This is a genomic window from Cupriavidus oxalaticus, assembly GCF_038900635.1.
In the GTDB taxonomy this organism is placed as follows: domain Bacteria; phylum Pseudomonadota; class Gammaproteobacteria; order Burkholderiales; family Burkholderiaceae; genus Cupriavidus; species Cupriavidus oxalaticus_B.
In genome coordinates this window covers 46,385-62,060 of the sequence record NZ_JAYMRX010000034.1, presented here as the reverse complement: position 1 = coordinate 62,060, position 15,676 = coordinate 46,385, and the positions used below count along the sequence as shown (strand labels likewise).

At 67.8% G+C, this 15,676-nt stretch carries 18 protein-coding genes; 8 read left to right on the top strand and 10 right to left on the bottom strand.

Features of this window, described 5'->3' with window-relative positions; translation table 11 throughout:
• Positions 1 to 220: 220 nt before the first annotated feature.
• From denD to VSR71_RS32155, 7 genes are all read right to left on the bottom strand, one after another.
• Complete coding sequence (gene denD / locus VSR71_RS32185; RefSeq protein WP_342917608.1) at positions 221 to 1,195, bottom strand: D-erythronate dehydrogenase; 975 nt, start codon at positions 1,193 to 1,195, stop codon at positions 221 to 223.
• Between the two features lie 27 nt (positions 1,196 to 1,222).
• Positions 1,223 to 2,005, bottom strand: coding sequence for a 2-oxo-tetronate isomerase (gene otnI / locus VSR71_RS32180; protein ID WP_342917607.1), 783 nt, complete (start codon positions 2,003 to 2,005; stop codon positions 1,223 to 1,225).
• Between the two features lie 65 nt (positions 2,006 to 2,070).
• Positions 2,071 to 3,435 (bottom strand): MFS transporter, encoded by a 1,365-nt coding sequence (locus VSR71_RS32175; protein ID WP_342917606.1) that lies wholly within the window; start codon positions 3,433 to 3,435, stop codon positions 2,071 to 2,073.
• A 148-nt stretch (positions 3,436 to 3,583) separates the two neighbouring features.
• Complete coding sequence (locus tag VSR71_RS32170) at positions 3,584 to 4,237, bottom strand: aldolase (protein WP_115709399.1); 654 nt, start codon at positions 4,235 to 4,237, stop codon at positions 3,584 to 3,586.
• Positions 4,237 to 5,508 carry a 3-oxo-tetronate kinase gene (gene otnK / locus VSR71_RS32165; protein WP_342917605.1) on the bottom strand — a complete coding sequence of 424 codons (1,272 nt, stop codon included), beginning with the start codon at positions 5,506 to 5,508 and terminating at the stop codon, positions 4,237 to 4,239. Before otnK ends, VSR71_RS32170 begins: the two co-directional genes overlap by 1 nt.
• A 12-nt stretch (positions 5,509 to 5,520) precedes the next feature.
• Positions 5,521 to 6,414, bottom strand: coding sequence for an L-threonate dehydrogenase (gene ltnD, locus VSR71_RS32160; RefSeq protein ID WP_342917604.1), 894 nt, complete (start codon positions 6,412 to 6,414; stop codon positions 5,521 to 5,523).
• 51 nt (positions 6,415 to 6,465) lie between these two features.
• On the bottom strand, positions 6,466 to 7,233 hold the full coding sequence (locus VSR71_RS32155; protein WP_342917603.1) for a FadR/GntR family transcriptional regulator: 768 nt from the start codon (positions 7,231 to 7,233) through the stop codon (positions 6,466 to 6,468).
• Positions 7,234 to 7,445: 212 nt separating this feature from the next.
• On the opposite strand from VSR71_RS32155, the gene VSR71_RS32150 reads away from it, so the two are divergent.
• Positions 7,446 to 7,874, top strand: coding sequence for a GNAT family N-acetyltransferase (locus tag VSR71_RS32150; protein WP_342917602.1), 429 nt, complete (start codon positions 7,446 to 7,448; stop codon positions 7,872 to 7,874).
• Between the two features lie 12 nt (positions 7,875 to 7,886).
• Here the strand turns inward: VSR71_RS32150 and VSR71_RS32145 are convergent, their stop codons facing one another.
• From VSR71_RS32145 to VSR71_RS32135, 3 genes are all read right to left on the bottom strand, one after another.
• Complete coding sequence (locus VSR71_RS32145; RefSeq protein WP_342917601.1) at positions 7,887 to 8,708, bottom strand: NRDE family protein; 822 nt, start codon at positions 8,706 to 8,708, stop codon at positions 7,887 to 7,889.
• A 92-nt stretch (positions 8,709 to 8,800) separates the two neighbouring features.
• The gene (locus tag VSR71_RS32140) at positions 8,801 to 9,091 is read right to left on the bottom strand and encodes a DUF4936 family protein (protein WP_029048215.1); all 291 of its coding nucleotides are present in this window, start codon (positions 9,089 to 9,091) and stop codon (positions 8,801 to 8,803) included.
• A gap of 23 nt (positions 9,092 to 9,114) precedes the next feature.
• Positions 9,115 to 10,131: a folate-binding protein gene (locus VSR71_RS32135; RefSeq protein ID WP_342917600.1), complete on the bottom strand. Its 1,017-nt coding sequence runs from the start codon at positions 10,129 to 10,131 to the stop codon at positions 9,115 to 9,117.
• Positions 10,132 to 10,312: 181 nt separating this feature from the next.
• On the opposite strand from VSR71_RS32135, the gene mltG reads away from it, so the two are divergent.
• The 7 genes from mltG (at position 10,313) to VSR71_RS32100 (ending at position 15,668) form a co-directional block, all read left to right on the top strand.
• A complete protein-coding gene (gene mltG, locus VSR71_RS32130; RefSeq protein ID WP_342917599.1) occupies positions 10,313 to 11,308 on the top strand; it encodes an endolytic transglycosylase MltG in 996 nt (331 codons plus the stop codon).
• 7 nt (positions 11,309 to 11,315) lie between these two features.
• Positions 11,316 to 11,927, top strand: coding sequence for a dTMP kinase (gene tmk / locus VSR71_RS32125; RefSeq protein ID WP_342917598.1), 612 nt, complete (start codon positions 11,316 to 11,318; stop codon positions 11,925 to 11,927).
• A gap of 116 nt (positions 11,928 to 12,043) precedes the next feature.
• The gene (locus VSR71_RS32120; RefSeq protein ID WP_342917597.1) at positions 12,044 to 13,057 is read left to right on the top strand and encodes a DNA polymerase III subunit delta'; all 1,014 of its coding nucleotides are present in this window, start codon (positions 12,044 to 12,046) and stop codon (positions 13,055 to 13,057) included.
• Positions 13,058 to 13,119: 62 nt separating this feature from the next.
• Positions 13,120 to 13,524 carry a PilZ domain-containing protein gene (locus VSR71_RS32115; protein ID WP_342917596.1) on the top strand — a complete coding sequence of 135 codons (405 nt, stop codon included), beginning with the start codon at positions 13,120 to 13,122 and terminating at the stop codon, positions 13,522 to 13,524.
• Between the two features lie 37 nt (positions 13,525 to 13,561).
• Positions 13,562 to 14,086 carry an N-acetyltransferase family protein gene (locus tag VSR71_RS32110; protein WP_342917595.1) on the top strand — a complete coding sequence of 175 codons (525 nt, stop codon included), beginning with the start codon at positions 13,562 to 13,564 and terminating at the stop codon, positions 14,084 to 14,086.
• A gap of 36 nt (positions 14,087 to 14,122) precedes the next feature.
• Complete coding sequence (locus VSR71_RS32105) at positions 14,123 to 14,917, top strand: TatD family hydrolase (protein WP_342917594.1); 795 nt, start codon at positions 14,123 to 14,125, stop codon at positions 14,915 to 14,917.
• Entirely contained in the window at positions 14,910 to 15,668 is a 759-nt protein-coding gene (locus VSR71_RS32100; RefSeq protein ID WP_342917593.1) for an ankyrin repeat domain-containing protein, read from the top strand. Before VSR71_RS32105 ends, VSR71_RS32100 begins: the two co-directional genes overlap by 8 nt.
• Positions 15,669 to 15,676: the final 8 nt, after the last annotated feature.

Sequence of the window (15,676 nt, the reverse complement as noted above, 5' to 3'; positions counted from 1 at the left end):
TGGGCGATCAGATCCTCTGGAATGGCCGGCAGCTCACGGTCTGCGGCTTGGCTCGTCTTCGTCTTGCGTGGCATACATGCTCCTTATCGACATGTTATGCCCTAAACACAAAATTTCTGACAGGTCCGGTCATCGACGCTCCCGCCCTCTCCCGCAAGCGGGAGAGGGGACCGGCCCTCAGCAAATGATAAGGCCGCCGCCATTGCGAAGCGGCAATGCCTTACTGCGCCACCCCCGCATCCTCCATATAAGCCCGGATCACCGCATCAAAGCTGGCATCGCTCTCGAACCCCAGCGACAGCGCCCGCTCGGCATTCCACGCCGCCGGCCACGTGCCGACGATCTTCTCGACGCGATCTTCGCGTTCCCATGTCACAAGATCCGCCACCGCATCGCCGGCCACGCGGCGCAGCGCATCGACCATGCCCGCGGCCGTCACCGACAGCCCTGGCAGATTCACCACGCGGCGATTGCCCAGCCGTTCGCCGGCCAGCTCGATGCCATTGATCAGCGCCGCCACCGCTGCGCGCGGCGACAGCAGCCACAGCTTCGTATCCGGCGCCACGGGGCAGTTTGCCGCCACGCCCGCGAGCGGCTCGCGGATGATGCCGCTGGCGAACGACGAGGCCGCCGCGTTGGGCTTGCCCGGGCGCACGCTGATGGTCGGCAGGCGCAGCACGCGGCCGTCGACGAAGCCGCGGCGGCTGTAGTCGGACAGCAGCAGTTCGCCGATCGCCTTCTGCACGCCGTACGACGATTGCGGGTTCAGCGCGGTGTCGTCCTGCACCACCGGCGGCAGTTCGCCGCCATAGACCGCGACCGAGCTGGTGAACAGCACGCGCGGCTTGTGGCCCAGTTCACGGCAGGTTTCAAGCAGCGCGCGCGAGGCATCGAGATTGACGCGCATGCCCAGCTCGAAATCCGCCTCGGCCTGGCCGCTGACGACGGCGGCGAGGTGGAACACCGCACCGGTATCCTGGTCGATGGCCTGGCGCAGTACCGCGGGATCGGACAGGTCGCCGGTCACCACGCGCACGCGCGCATCGTCAAGACCTTGCGGCGCGACCACGTCGAGCAGCGTCAGGCGGTCGAAGGCGACGGCCTGGCCGTCCAGGTTCAGGGTGCCGCGTTGCAGCAGCAGGCGGGCGAGTTGCAGGCCGAGGAAGCCGGCGCCGCCGGTAATCAGTACGTTCATGGCAAGAGATCAGTAGATGTTCTGCAGTCAGCGGCCGAGGTAGGGCTTGAGCCAGCCCAGGCCTTCGGACGTGCCGGCGCGCGGGCGGTATTCGCAGCCGATCCAGCCCTGGTAGCCGAGCGCGTCGATCAGGTCGAACAGGTAGGGGTAGTTCAGTTCGCCCAGGTCCGGCTCATGGCGCTCGGGCACGCCGGCAATCTGGATATGGCCGATGCCGGCCATGTCGCGCCTGAGCTTCATCGCGATATCGCCTTCGACGATCTGGCAGTGGTAGCAGTCGAACTGCACCTTCAGGTTGGCCGCGCCGACTTCCTTGCAGATCGCCTGCGCGTCGTCCTGGCGGTTCAGGAAATAGCCCGGCATGTCGCGCGTGTTGATCGGCTCGAGCACGATGGTCACGCCTTGCGCGGCGGCGGCTTTCGCGGCGAAAGCGACGTTTTCCAGGTAGGTGGCACGGTAGCGCGCGCGCTCGGCATCGGCCGGTACCAGGCCTGCCATCACGTGCACGCGGTCATTGCCGAACACGCCGGCGTATTCCAGCGCGCGGCCAACGGCGCCGCGGAATTCCGCCTCGCGTCCCGGCAGCGATGCCAGGCCGCGCTCGCCGGCTGCCCAGTCACCCGGCGGGGCATTGAACAGCGCCTGCGTGAGACCGTTCGCGTCCAGGCGCGCGCGCAGCTCGGCGGCGGGGTGCTCGTACGGGAACAGGTACTCCACCGCCTGGAAGCCGTCCGCCGCGGCAGCGGCGAAGCGATCCAGGAAAGCGTGCTCGTTGTACATCATCGAGAGATTTGCGGCGAAGCGCGGCATGGGAACTCCAGGGCGTAGGACGAAGCCGGCCCGGTCGCAGTCAGCGCGACCGGGCCGGCCGGATTTCAGCGGTTGACCAGTTTAGCCGGCGTCAGCCACACCAGCACGGCGCCGACCACCAGGATCGCGGACAGCACGTACATCGGCAGCTGCGTGCTGTGTGTCAGATCCTTGAGCGCGCCGACCATGTACGGCGAGACGAAACCGGCGAGGTTGCCGACCGAGTTCACCACGGCGATGCCGGAAGCGGCGGCAATGCCGGACAGGAACGAGGTGGGCAGTGACCAGAACAGCGGCGCGCAGGTCAGCACCCCGGCCGCGGCCAGCGACAGCGCGGCGATGGACACGGTCGTATTGTTGGTGAACGAGGCGGCGATGGCAAAGCCCACCGCACCCATCAGCGCCGGCACGATCAGGTGCCAGCGGCGCTCCTGGCGCGCATCGGCGCTGTGGCCGAGGATGTTCATGACGACGATGGCACAGATGAACGGAATTGCCGACAGCAGGCCGATCTTCAGGTTGCCGGTGACGCCGCTGGCCTTGACCAGCGTGGGCATCCAGAACGTCAGCGCATACTGGCCGGTGACGAAGCAGAAGTAGATCAGGCACATCCACCACACGCGGCGGTCGCTGAACACGGCGCCCAGCGAGTGGCCGTGGGCCTGACCGGCGGCGGCGCCGGCCTTCTGCTGGTCTTCCTCAACATTGCGCTTGAGCACGCGCTTTTCATCGGCGCTGAGCCACGGTGCCTTGTCGATGCCATCGCGCAGCACGAAGATCGTCACCACGCCGATCACCAGCGCGGGCAGGGCTTCCAGCAGGAACATCCATTGCCAGCCGCGCATGCCATGCGTGCCGTTGAAGGCATCCATGATCCAGCCCGACAGCGGGTTGCCGAACATGCCGGCGACCGGGATGCCCGACATGAACAGCGCGATCATCTTGGCGCGGCGGTTGGCGGGGTACCAGTAGGTCAGGTACAGGATCACGCCGGGGTAGAAGCCCGCCTCGGCCAGGCCGAGCAGGAAGCGCATCACGTAGAACTGCGTCGGCGTCTTCACGAACAGGAACAGCGCCGAGATGATGCCCCACGTGATCATGATGCGCGCGATCCAGATGCGCGCGCCGATCTTGTGCATCAGCAGGTTGCTGGGCACTTCGAACAGGAAGTAGCCGATGAAGAACAGGCCGGCGCCCAGGCCGAACACGGTCTCGGAAAAGGCCAGGTCCTGGCCCATCTGCAGCTTGGCGAAGCCGACGTTGACGCGGTCGAGGTAGGCGACCACGTAGCACAGCATCAGGAACGGCATGATGCGCCAGAACACCTTGTTGTAGGCGCGTTTCTCGATCTGGGTGTCGGTGTCGAGCCGGGCGTTGCCGCCCAGGCTGTCGAAGGCGGGCACGTTGGCCGCCGGTTGGTTGGATGGCATCGGTGGTCTCCGGGTAGAGTCAGTCTGGTCTAGTAATGGTGGCGGCCAGGGAATCGCAGGCATGCGCGCGCCCCGCACGGTGGCCGCAAGGCAACCGCGCCGGTTGAATCCGTATGGCCGTGGTCAGTCGGAAAAAAGGGTGGCTGTGCTACCAGCGCGCCTGGAAGGCGTCGCGCAACTCAGCCAGTGCGCCGTCGGGCAGCGCCGCGCGGGCGGCGAAGCCCGGCGTGTCCTTCATCATCATCCATAGCTTGGCGGTCTCCTCCAGTTCTTCCAGCGCGAACGCGGCGCGCGAGACGCTGGACTCCCACACCACCGGGCCGAGGCGCTCCAGCAGCACGCCGCGCACCTGCGCGGCCAGCGTGGCCACGCGCGCGGCGACCGCGGGATCGCCGGGCCGGTGATAGGGAATCAGCGGGATATGGCCGACCTTCATCACGTAGTACGGCGTGAGCGGCGGCAGTACGTCGTCCGGTTGCCAGGCACCGGCCAGCGTCAGGGCCACGAGGTGCGTCGAGTGCGTGTGCACCACGGCATGCGCCCCGGGGTTGTTGTCGTAGATCGCGCGATGCAGCGTGAGCGTCTTGGACGGCTTGTCGCCCGACACCCAGGTGCCGTCGGCGGCGACCTTGGCGACCGCGGCGGGATCCATCATGCCCAGGCAGGCATCGGTCGGGGTGATCAGCCAGCCATCGTCCAGCCGCGCGCTGATGTTGCCGGCGGAGCCGACGGTATAGCCGCGCTGGTAGAGGCTGGCGCCGATGCGGCAGATCTCTTCGCGCAGCTTGCTTTCGGTGCTCATCACTGGCCTCCCAGCTGGCGCAGCGCCTCGTCAAAGAAGTCCGGGCCGCCGAAATTGCCTGACTTGAGCGCCAGTGCCAGCGGCGTGGCGCCGAGCGTGACCGTGGCCGGCACGCCGGGGGCGATTTGCGTGCCGATGCGCAGCGCTCGTACGTTCAGCGCCTGCACCACGGCGCCGGAAGTCTCGCCGCCGGCGACGACAAAGCGGCGCGTGCCACGTGCGAGCAGGCCGGCGGCGACGCTGGCCAGGCATTGCTCGACCAGGTGGCCGGCGCGCTCCACGCCCAGTTCGGCCTGCACGGCCTTGACTTCGTCGGGGCTGGAGGTGGCGTAGACCAGCACCGGCTCGTCGTGCGAGGCGGCGAAGTCCAGGGCGGCGTCGGCCACGGCTTCGCCGCGTGCCAGTGCCAGCGGGTCGATGCGCAGCGCCGGGCGGCCTTGCTCCAGCCAGCGCGCCACTTGCCCGTTGGTCGCGCGCGAGGCGCTGCCTGCCAGCACCACGCCCGGGCCGCCGACGGCAGGGACCGCGTCGGCATCGCCACGCTGCGGCAGCAGGCCGGCGCGGCGGAAATTCTCGGGCAGGCCCAGCGCGATGCCGGAGCCACCGGTGATCAGCGGCAGGCCGGCGCAGGCTTCGCCCAGCGTGAACAGGTCGGCGTCAGATACCGCATCGGCAATCGCCAGCCGCACGCCGTCGTGGCGCAGCGCCGCGATGCGGTCGGCTGTGGCCTGTGCGCCGCGCGCCACGGCGTCGTAGCGCAGCAGGCCGACCTTGCCATGGCTCTGGCGCTGCAGCACGCGCACCAGGCTGGCATCGGTCATCGGCGTCAGCGGATGGTGCTCCATGCCCGATTCATTGAGCAGCGCATCGCCCACGAACAGGTGGCCGCGGAAGATGGTGCGGCCATTCTCGGGGAAGGCGGGGCAGGCGATGGTGAAATCGCTGTCCAGCGCGTTCAGCAGCGCTTCGGCGACCGGGCCGATATTGCCGGCATCGGTCGAATCGAAGGTCGAACAGTACTTGAACACAAACTGGCGGCAGCCCTGCGCGCGCAGCCATTCCAGCGCGGCCAGCGACTGCGCCACGGCCTCGGCGGCGGGGATGGTGCGGGATTTCAGCGCGACCACCAGTGCGTCGGCCGCGCCGATATCGGCCACGGATTCGGGCACGCCGATGGTTTGGACGGTGCGCATGCCATTGCGCACCAGCGTGTTGGCGAGGTCGGTGGCGCCGGTAAAGTCGTCGGCGATACAGCCAAGGAGCGCGGTCATCGTCTGTGCTCCTTATTCAGCCTTGCCCGGCAGTTCGATGCCGGGGAAGATCTTGATCACGGCCGAATCGTCTTCGCCGCCGTGGCCGGCGGTGGAAGCCATCATGAACATCTGGTGCGCGGCGGCCGACAGCGGCAGCGGGAATTTGCTGGTGCGCGCGGTGTCGAGCACCATGCCCAGGTCCTTGACGAAGATGTCGACCGCCGACAGCGGCGTGTAGTCGCCCTTCAGGATATGGGGCACGCGGTTCTCGAACATCCACGAGTTGCCGGCGCTGTGCGTGATCACGTCATAGAGCGCGTCGGGATCCACGCCTTCGCGCATGCCGAGCGCCATCGCCTCGGCCGCGGCGGCGATATGCACGCCGGCCAGCAGCTGGTTGATGATTTTGACCTTCGAGCCCGCGCCATGTGCGGCGCCCAGGCGGTATACCTTGCCGGCGATGGCGGCCAGCACGTCCTCGGCCAGTGCGTAGGCTTCGGCGGGGCCCGAGGTCATCATGGTCATTTCGCCGCTGGCGGCGCGCGCGGCACCGCCGGAGACCGGCGCGTCCAGCATCAGCAGGCCCTTTTCAGCGAGGCGGCGGCCCAGCGTCTCGGCAAAGCCCGGCGGTACCGTGGCGCTGGCGATCACCAGCTTGCCCGGCTGCATTTCGGCCACCGCGCCGTTGGCGCCGAACAGCACGGCCTCGGTCTGCTGCGCGTTGACGACCAGCGTCAGCACCACGTCACAGCGGCTGCCCAGCTCGGCGGGCGACGCGCACGGCACGCCGCCTTCATCGGCAAAGCGCTGCAGCACTTCGGGGCGCAGGTCGCAGGCGTGCACCTTGAAACCGGCACGCAGCAGCGACTGCGCGACACCAAAGCCCATGGCACCAAGGCCGATGACGCCAATATTCCTGGACATAGAGGGACTCCTGAATCTGATACGGGAAAGGCTTGAAAGGTGCGGACGGCGTCAGTTCGACGCGCCCCGCGTGCCCGCGGCTTCATCGCCGGCGGCGCCGCTGCCATCGGCATCCTCGTCGGCACCCAGCTGGGCCAGCCGGCGGGCGGCGTTATACATGTGGTTCTGCGCGGCATTGCGCGCGGCCAGCGGGTCGCCGGCGCGGATCGCCGCGACGATGGCCTGGTGTTCCTCGCGCACCTGGCGCGAGAAGTCGGCGCGGCGCGCCTCGTTGGTCCGGGTCACGCGGGTGGCCGTTTCCAGGTACTGGCTGAGGAATTCCAGCGTCTTCAGGAAGTAGGGGTTGCCGGTGGCGCCGGCGATGGCGCGATGGAAGGCCACATCCGCGGCCACGCCGTCGCCGCCTTGTTCGACTTCCTCGTCGATGCGGGCCAGTGCGGCATCGATGGCGGCCATCGACGCATCGGTGCGGCGGCGGGCGGCCTGCGCGGCCACCTCGGCCTCGATCGCGCGGCGCAGCTCGACAATCTGCAGCACGGATTCCAGCGTGCCGGTGTCGGTGTAGTCGATGCGCAGCGGCCGGATGCCGGCCTGCAGCGTCACGAACACGCCGCTGCCCTGGCGCGACTCGACCACGCCTTCGTACTTCAGCCGGGAAATCGCCTCGCGCACCACGGTGCGGCTGACGCCGAACTCTTCGGACAGCACCGCCTCGGTGGGGAGCTTGTCGCCGCGGGCGAAGGCGCCGTTCTGGATCTTGTCCAGCAGTTGCTCGGCGACGTTGTCGGTCAACGCGCGGGCAGGGACTTTCTGGAACATGCGGATTCCCCACGTTGTTCGGTAATAAGGTCATCATACAAATTTGCTAGGGCGATGCCGACCCCGGGCAAACCCTAGTATGGTGCGGTTCCAGTTGCCAATGCTCCACTTTGGTGCTTCGCCGCTTGACCCGGGGCTGGCGTATCATGGGCGCCCGCCCGGGATCCGAAAGCCCGGACACTCATTTCTACCCAAGCCAGACCCCAACCGCCATGCCAGTCACCGTCCTGATCTGCCCCTGGTCCAAAGCGCGCGAACGTGCCCGCGCCATCCGCTACACCGTGTTCGTCGAAGAGCAGAACGTGCCGGTGGAACTGGAATGGGACGAATGGGACGAGCCCAGCTGGCACGCACTGGCGCTGGCCGAGGATGGCACGCCGGTGGCCACCGGCCGGCTGTTGCCCGACGGCCATATCGGCCGCATGGCCGTGCTCAAGGCGGCGCGCGGCACGGGTGTCGGCGCGCAGGTGCTGCAGGCGCTGATGGAGAAGGCCGCGCAACTGGGCTATCCGGAACTGGTGCTGAATGCCCAGACCCACGCCGCGTCGTTCTATCTGCGCGCCGGGTTTGCCCGTTCAGGTGAGGAATTCGAAGAAGCCGGCATCCCGCATATCGAGATGCGCAAGCGGCTGGCGGACTGAGCGCCGCAGCCGTTACCGCGGCGCCTGCACGAGGTCTCGCGGCAGGTTGAGTTTGCCGTGGTAGGACACCTCGCCGATGCGGCCGGTGGCGTCGAAGCTGCGCTCGCTCAGGTCGAAGCGGCCATCGTGGCGCACGCGCAGCACCGTGCTGGCGCGGGTGCCATATGACGCCGAGCGGATGAATGCCGACGACAGCAGCTTTTCCCATTCCGGCGCGACGCCGGTGGAGGGCAGCTCGAAATCCGCCGCCTGCCGCTCGTCAGCGAGCATCTGCAGGTAGGGCTCGGCGCTGGCATCGGCCCGCCCGCTGTCGGCCGCCAGCACTTCGGCAAGCGCGCCAACGCGGCTGCGCACCTTGGGCCAGGGGGTGTCGAGCAGTGCATTGGACAACCCGTACAGGCCCGGCCGCAGCTTCTGCGGCTGGCGCGTGGCCGAGCGGTTGCTGTACCACCAGAGTTCGCGCAGGTCGCAGGCAAGCAGGTTGAAGCCGTTGTAGCAGCCATCTTCGCCGGCCAGCCCGTCGAGATAATCGAACGGCGCGTCATGGCCGCGCAGGAAGCCTGCCACCAGCTCGCCGCGCGAGCGCGCATCGGTGCGCTTCTCGGAAGGGGCGCGGTAATTGGTCAGCGCGGCAAAGCGCCCGTCGGCGTTGACCCCCATCCAGGTGCCGGGCTCGCCGATGACTTCCGCCAGGTCGCGTCCGGCCAGCACCTGCGGCGCATCCGGCCACCAGTGCACGGCCGCCGCGGGGCGGACATAGAATTCATCGCGGTTGCCGGCGACGACCAGCGCATAGTCCGGGTGGGATTGCCAGGCAACCAGGATCAGGCACATCGTTCGACTTCCTTTGCCGCCGGGGCGCTGGGGGCGCGGGGATTCCGGCGTACTTCGCGTTTCGGCAGTTCAGTTTCGGCAGTTCCGGGACGCTACAGCACGTCCAGGTCGATAAAGTGTTCGGCCTGCCGCTCGCCGTCCACCCACTGGTCCAGCCCGCTCTGGCGCCACAGGCCGGCCAGCGTGACATCGAAGGCGGGCGGCACGTCGGCGTAGCATTCCATCCAGGTCTGCACGCCGGCTCGGGTTTCGGGCCTGCGCATCAGCGTACCACCAATTCCGGTCGCCTCGGCAACCGTCTCCATCCAGCGGTGCCAGAGCGGCAGCGCTTCGGCGGCAACGGCCTCGGGCACGCGGAAATAGACAAACAGGTGGTCGCTCATGGCAGGGTCCCGCTTCTGGAACATCAGCCCGCTGCCTGGGCAGCTTCGCCCAGCGGCACGTCGTAGGGCAGGGTGGCGGTCGCCAGCGCCGGGCCTTCGGCGCTGCCCAGCCGCAGCGCGCTTGCGGCGGCGTCGATCTTCAGCTCGGCCAGCCCCGCCCAGCCGCCCTGCGGCGCGGGCGCGGCGTTGACGATCATGCCGCACGGCTGGCCGGGATCCTCCGGCCGGTAGATCTCCGCCGCGGGCGCCGGCGCCTCGCCATCGCCCTCTACCAGCCACATGCGGCGCTTGAGCGTGCCGCGGTACTGGCTCCGCGCGACGATTTCCTGGCCCGGATAGCAGCCCTTGCGGAAATTCACGCCGCCGACCAGCTCGAAATTGATCATCTGCGGCACGAACTGTTCCTGCGTCGCGGTGACGATGCGGGGCAGGCCGGACTGCACTTCCAGCCAGTCCCACAGCGCGTGCGGCGCGTCCTGCAGCTTGCCGGCCAGCGCCGCACGCACGGCCTCGGCGCGCTCGACGGGCAGCACCAGTTGCCAGCGTGGCTGCCCGGCGGCATCCGGCAGGCGGATCACGGCGATGCCATCGGCCTCGGCCACGGCAAAGTCCGCTTGCGGCGCCGGCAGGTTCGCGGCGGCCAGTGCCTCGGCGGCACCGGCACCGGCGACGCCGAAGATGGCGCTGGCGGGCGTGATATCGGCCAGCTTGGCCTTGGAGCGCAGCACGAACATCGACAGCCGCTTCTGCACCGCAGGCTGGATATCGGCGGACAGCTGCAGCACGATACCTGCGGCATCGCGCCACATCAGGAAGGTGGCAAGCAGGCGCCCCTTGGGCGAACAGTAGCCAGCCAGGCGCGCGGTGCCCGGCTTCAGGTCCTCGACCGCATTGGTGAGCTGGGTGTGCAGGAAGCTGGCGGCATCGTCGCCGGCCACGCGGATCAGTCCGAGCCCTGCGGGGGCACAGTCGATTCCGCCGGCCTGCAAGGATTCAAGGCTGGCGGCGAGTTCCGGGGCTTGGGCATTCATCACTGGCATTGCGAAATCGTGGCGATCGTCGGGGACAAACCGGGTTGGAAAAGGCATCGACGCCGGCGCGCGGCCGGGCGCGCAAGAGGCGCCGGAGCCGCCGCGCATGGTCGGTGCGGGGCTGCCGGTTATTATATGGGGCTACGAGATTTTCGGCCGGAGCGCCGCGGTCTCACCCCGACCCTGATACATGAAACGTTTTTTCCTTCGCCTGGGCCTGGCGGTCCTGGTACTCGCGCTGGCGGCAGCCGGCGGCTTTGCGTGGTGGGCCAATCACCCGCTGGCGCTGAACCGTTCGCCGGTCGAAGTGGTGATCAAGCCCAATTCCGGCGTGGCCAGCGTCAGCCGCCAGATCCAGCGCGGCGGCGTCGGCATGGACCCGCGGCTGTTCACGCTGCTGGTGCGCCTGACTGGCCGCGGGCCCGACCTGAAGGCCGGCGGCTATGAATTCGAGACCGGCGCCACGCCGCTGTCGGTAATCGGCAAGCTGGTGCGCGGCGAAGTCACACACTACGTGGTCACCGTGATCGAGGGCTGGGAATTCCGCAAGATGCGCGCGGCGGTCGATGCCAGCCCGGCGCTGCGCCACGATACGCGCGACATGTCCGACGCGGAGCTGATGAAGGCGATCGGCGCCGCCGAGACCTCGCCGGAGGGGCTGTTCTTCCCGGACACCTACCTGTTTGCGCGCGGCAGCAGCGACATCGACCTGTACAAGCACGCCTATCGGGCCATGCAGCGCCGCCTCAACGAAGCCTGGAATGCACGTGCGCCCGACCTGCCGTACAAGTCCCCTTACGAGGCCTTGGTGATGGCATCGATCGTGGAGAAAGAAACCGGGCAGGCCACCGAACGCCCGATGATCGCCGCGGTGTTTATCAACCGCCTGCGCAAGAACATGATGCTGCAGACTGACCCGACCGTGATCTACGGCCTCGGCCAGGCCTTCGACGGTGACCTGCGCAAGCGCGACCTGCAGGCCGACACCCCGTACAATACGTACACCCGCACCGGCCTGCCGCCCACGCCGATCGCGCTGCCGGGCCTGGCCTCGCTGGCGGCGGCCACCGCGCCGGCACCGTCCGATGCGCTGTACTTCGTCGCCCGCGGCGACGGCAGCAGCCATTTCTCCAACTCGCTACCCGAACACAACCGCGCGGTCGACAAGTACCAGCGCGGCAAATAGGCATTTCATGCGCGGAAAATTCATCACCTTCGAAGGCATCGACGGCGCCGGCAAGAGCACCCATATCGAATGGGTGGCGGCGCGGCTGCGCGAACGCGCCGGCATTCCCGCCGTGGTCACCACCCGCGAGCCGGGCGGCACGCCGCTGGGCGAAGACCTGCGCCAGCTGCTGCTGCACCGGAAAATGCACCTCGAGACCGAGGCGCTGCTGATGTTCGCGGCGCGCCGCGAGCATATCGCCGAGGTCATTGCCCCCGCGCTGGCGCGTGGCGAATGGGTGATCTCCGACCGCTTCACGGATGCCACCTTTGCCTACCAGGGCGGCGGCAGGGGCCTGCCGACGCAGCGGCTCGAAGTGCTGGAGGACTGGGTGCAGGGCGGCCTGCAGCCGGATTTGACGCTGCTGTTCGACGTGCCGCTGGAAACCGCCAGCGAGCGGCTGGCCGGGGCGCGTGAGCCGGACAAGTTCGAGGCCGAATCGCGTGCGTTCTTCCAGCGCACCCGCGACGAATACCTGCGCCGGGCCGCGGCAGCACCGGGGCGCTTCCGCGTGATTGACGCCACGCGCAGCATCGACGCAATCCGGGAAGAACTCGGGCAGATTATCGCAACCCTTTGATCTGGCGGCACTATATGCGCATGATGATGACCGCGCCTGCGCATCGTTGCCAGATCCGTAAAATCCGATTCGACTAAGCGGGCGCATCAGACACCGCGGCTAACTCCCTGATTCACATGCTCTATCCCTGGCAGAAGGAAGACTGGCAACGGCTCGGCATCCTGCGCGAACGGCTTCCGCATGCCTTGCTGATCCATGGCCAGCAAGGCATCGGCAAGCGCGACCTGGCGCTGCATTTCGCGCAAGGCTTGCTGTGCGAGGCGCCGCTGCCCGACGGCCAGCCCTGCGGCCAGTGTTCCGCGTGCCACTGGTTCAGCCAGGGCAATCACCCCGATTTCACCGTGGTGCGCCCCGAGGCGCTGGACGCCTCGGGCGAGCCCGATACCGACGAGGGCGGCAAGAAAAAGGCGCCGAGCAAGATCATCCGCATGGAGCAGGTGCGTGCGCTGATCGAGGCGGTGGGCGTCGGCACGCACCGCGCGGGCCTGCGCGTGGTGGTCGTGTATCCGCTCGATGCGTTGCAGACAGAGGGCGCCAACGCGCTGCTGAAGACGCTGGAGGAACCGCCCCCGTCGACCGTATTCCTGCTGGTGACAGACCGGCTGGACCGTATCCTGCCGACCATCCTGTCGCGCTGCCGCCAGTTCTCGGCGCAACGCCCGACGCCGGAGGCCGCGCTCGCGTGGCTGCAAGGCCAGGGGGTTGCCGATGCCGAGGCCCAGCTGGCGCAGGCCGGTGGTTCGCCGCTGACCGCGCTGCACGCTGCCGAGGCCGAGGAGCAGCCGCTGCAACGCCTGCTGGTCAGCCAACTGGGTGCGGGCGCCGCGTTCGACGCCTCTGCGGCCGCCGAACAACTGCAGAAGCTGCCGGTGCCCGCCGTGCTTGGCATCCTGCAGCGCTGGACGTACGATCTGCTGAAGCTGCGGCTGGATGCCGCCGGCGGCACCGCACCGCGCTACTTTCCAAAGGAGCGCGCAGCGCTGGCACGTTGCGCCGGGGCCACCGACGCGCACCGGCTGCAAGCCTATGCGACGCGGCTGACCGCGCATCGCCGCAGCGAGAACCATCCGCTGGCGGCTCGGCTGGTGATGGAGGCGGTATTTCTGGAATACCGGCAGCTGTTCCGATAAAGCAGCGCCGTTGCAGCACAAAGCCATAACAACAAGCAGCATTGTCATTCAGGGGGTCAACCATGAACACTGCGGTAACCGGGGCGCCACCGCCCCCTCCGCTGGGCGCGCCGACCGGCAGCGGGGCTGCAGCGCGTCCCAATGTGCTGTCCTTGTCGATCAAGGACCAGGCCGGGCTGTACGCGGCCTATATGCCGTTCCTGGCGCGCGGCGGCATTTTCGTGCCGTCGAACCGGCCGTTCCGGCTGGGCGAGCAGGTGTTCCTGGTGCTGTCCCTGCTGGACCGGCCGCAGAAGTACCAGATCGCGGGCCAGGTGGCCTGGATTACGCCGGCGGGCACGCCGATGAAGACTCCCGGCGTCGGCGTACACTTCCCCGACGACGACAACGGGCGCAACCTGCGCCGCGCGGTGGAGGAGATCCTGGGCAAGATGCTGGAGTCCGGGCGCCCCACGCAAACCTTATGAAGATTGCGAAGATGGTTTCGTAATCCATTGATAGTTAATGAATTCTTCCCGTTTTTCACTGCGTATTGCCGAGCCCCGCGACCTGCCGGGCATCGTGGCCATCTATAACAGCACCGTGCCGTCGCGCATGGTCACCGCCGACACCGAGCCCGTCACGGTGGCTTCGCGCCAGGCCTGGTTCGACGCCCACCAGCCGGGACGCCGCCCGCTATGGGTTTGCGAAGACGCCGACGGCCGCATGGCCGGCTGGATGAGCTTCTCGGATTTCTATGGCCGCCCGGCCTATGGCGGCACCGCGGAGGTCTCGATCTACCTGGACGCCGAGCGCCGGGGCCAGGGGCTGGGCCGGTACCTGCTGCAGCAGGCCATCGACCATGCGCCCGCGGTCGGCGTGAATACACTGCTCGGCTTTATCTTTGGCCACAATGCCCCCAGCCTGGGCCTGTTCGCCGCGATGGGATTTACCCGCTGGGGCGACCTGCCGCGCGTGGCGGTGCTGGACGGCGTCGAGCGCGACCTGATCATCCTCGGTCTCCGCGTGGATGGCGGGCAGCAGGCCTGAACGGCCGAACATAGAGCCGAGGACAAGAGATTTCCCATGTTTGTCGATTCCCACTGCCATATCGATTTCCCCGAGCTGGTCGCGCGCCTGCCCGAACTGCTGGAAAACATGCGCGCCAACCAGGTCACGCATGCGCTGTGCATCTCGGTGACGCTGGAGGACTTCCCGCGCGTGCTGGCGCTGGCCGAGCAGCATCCCAACCTCTATGCCTCTGTCGGCGTGCATCCCGACTATGAAGAGGGGGAGGACCCTTCCGTCGAGCGTCTGGTCGAGCTGTCGGCGCACCCGCGCGTGGTCGGCACCGGCGAGACCGGGCTGGACTACTACCGCCTCAACGGCCGCAGCATCGCCGACATGGAATGGCAGCGTGAACGCTTCCGCAACCATATCCGTGCCGCGCGCCAGACCGGCAAGCCGCTGATCATCCATACCCGTTCGTCCGCCGACGACACGCTGCGGCTGATGCGTGAAGAAAATGCGGGCGAAGCGGGCGGCGTGATGCACTGCTTTACCGAGACCTGGGACGTGGCCCGGCAGGCGCTGGACCAGGGCTTCCATATCTCGTTTTCCGGCATCGTCACCTTCAAGAGCGCCGCCGATCTGCAGGAGACCGCGCGCAAGGTGCCGCTCGACCGCATGCTGATCGAGACCGATTCACCCTACCTGGCACCCGTGCCTTACCGCGGCAAGACCAACGAGCCGGCCTGGGTGCGCCACGTTGGCGAGTTCATTGCGCAACTGAGGGGGGTGCCGGTGGAGCAAGTGGCAGAGCAGACCACGGAAAATTTCTTCAACCTATTCAAGCATATCGACAGGAATGCTCATGTTTGACCTGAAGTCTGTCCGCCGCGCTGCCGGCGCCGTGGTGCTGGCAGTGGCCACGCTGGCGCAGGCCGCCCCGGCCGACGACATGCGCAAGGCGGTCGAGTTCGATGACGCCAATACCGTCAAGAAGCTGCTGGCCAAGGGCGTCGATCCCAATATCGTCGACAGCCGCGGCAACCCGGCGCTGGTGCTGGCGCTGCGCGAGAAATCGCTCAAGGTGGCAACGGTGCTGATCCGCGCCAAGGACATCGATTTCGACAAGGCCAACCCCGCCGGGGAGACCCCGCTGATGATGGCGGCGCTGCAGGGCCAGCTCGACATGGTCAAGCTGATGGTCGACGAGATGGAGGCCGAGATCAACAAGACCGGCTGGACCCCGCTGCATTACGCCGCCACCAATGGCCATAACAACGTGGTCAAGTACCTGGTCGACCATGCCGCGTATATCGACGCGGAGTCACCCAACGGCACCACGCCACTGATGATGGCCGCGCGCGCCGGCCATATCGAGACCGTCAAGCTGCTGCTGGACGAAGGCGCCGACATGCGCCTGAAGAACCAGCAGGGCATGACTGTGATCGACTTTGCCGAGCGCTACAACCAGGCCGAGATCGCCAATGGCCTGAAGTCGCGCTGGCAGAAGATGTATCCGCAGACGCCGATCGTGCCGGCGCCGCCGCTGAAGGCGCCCACCGGAACACCGGGCGGCCAGCGTCCCGCCACCGCGCCGGCTGCGCCCCAGACCAAGGGCTGGTAAGGGGCGCC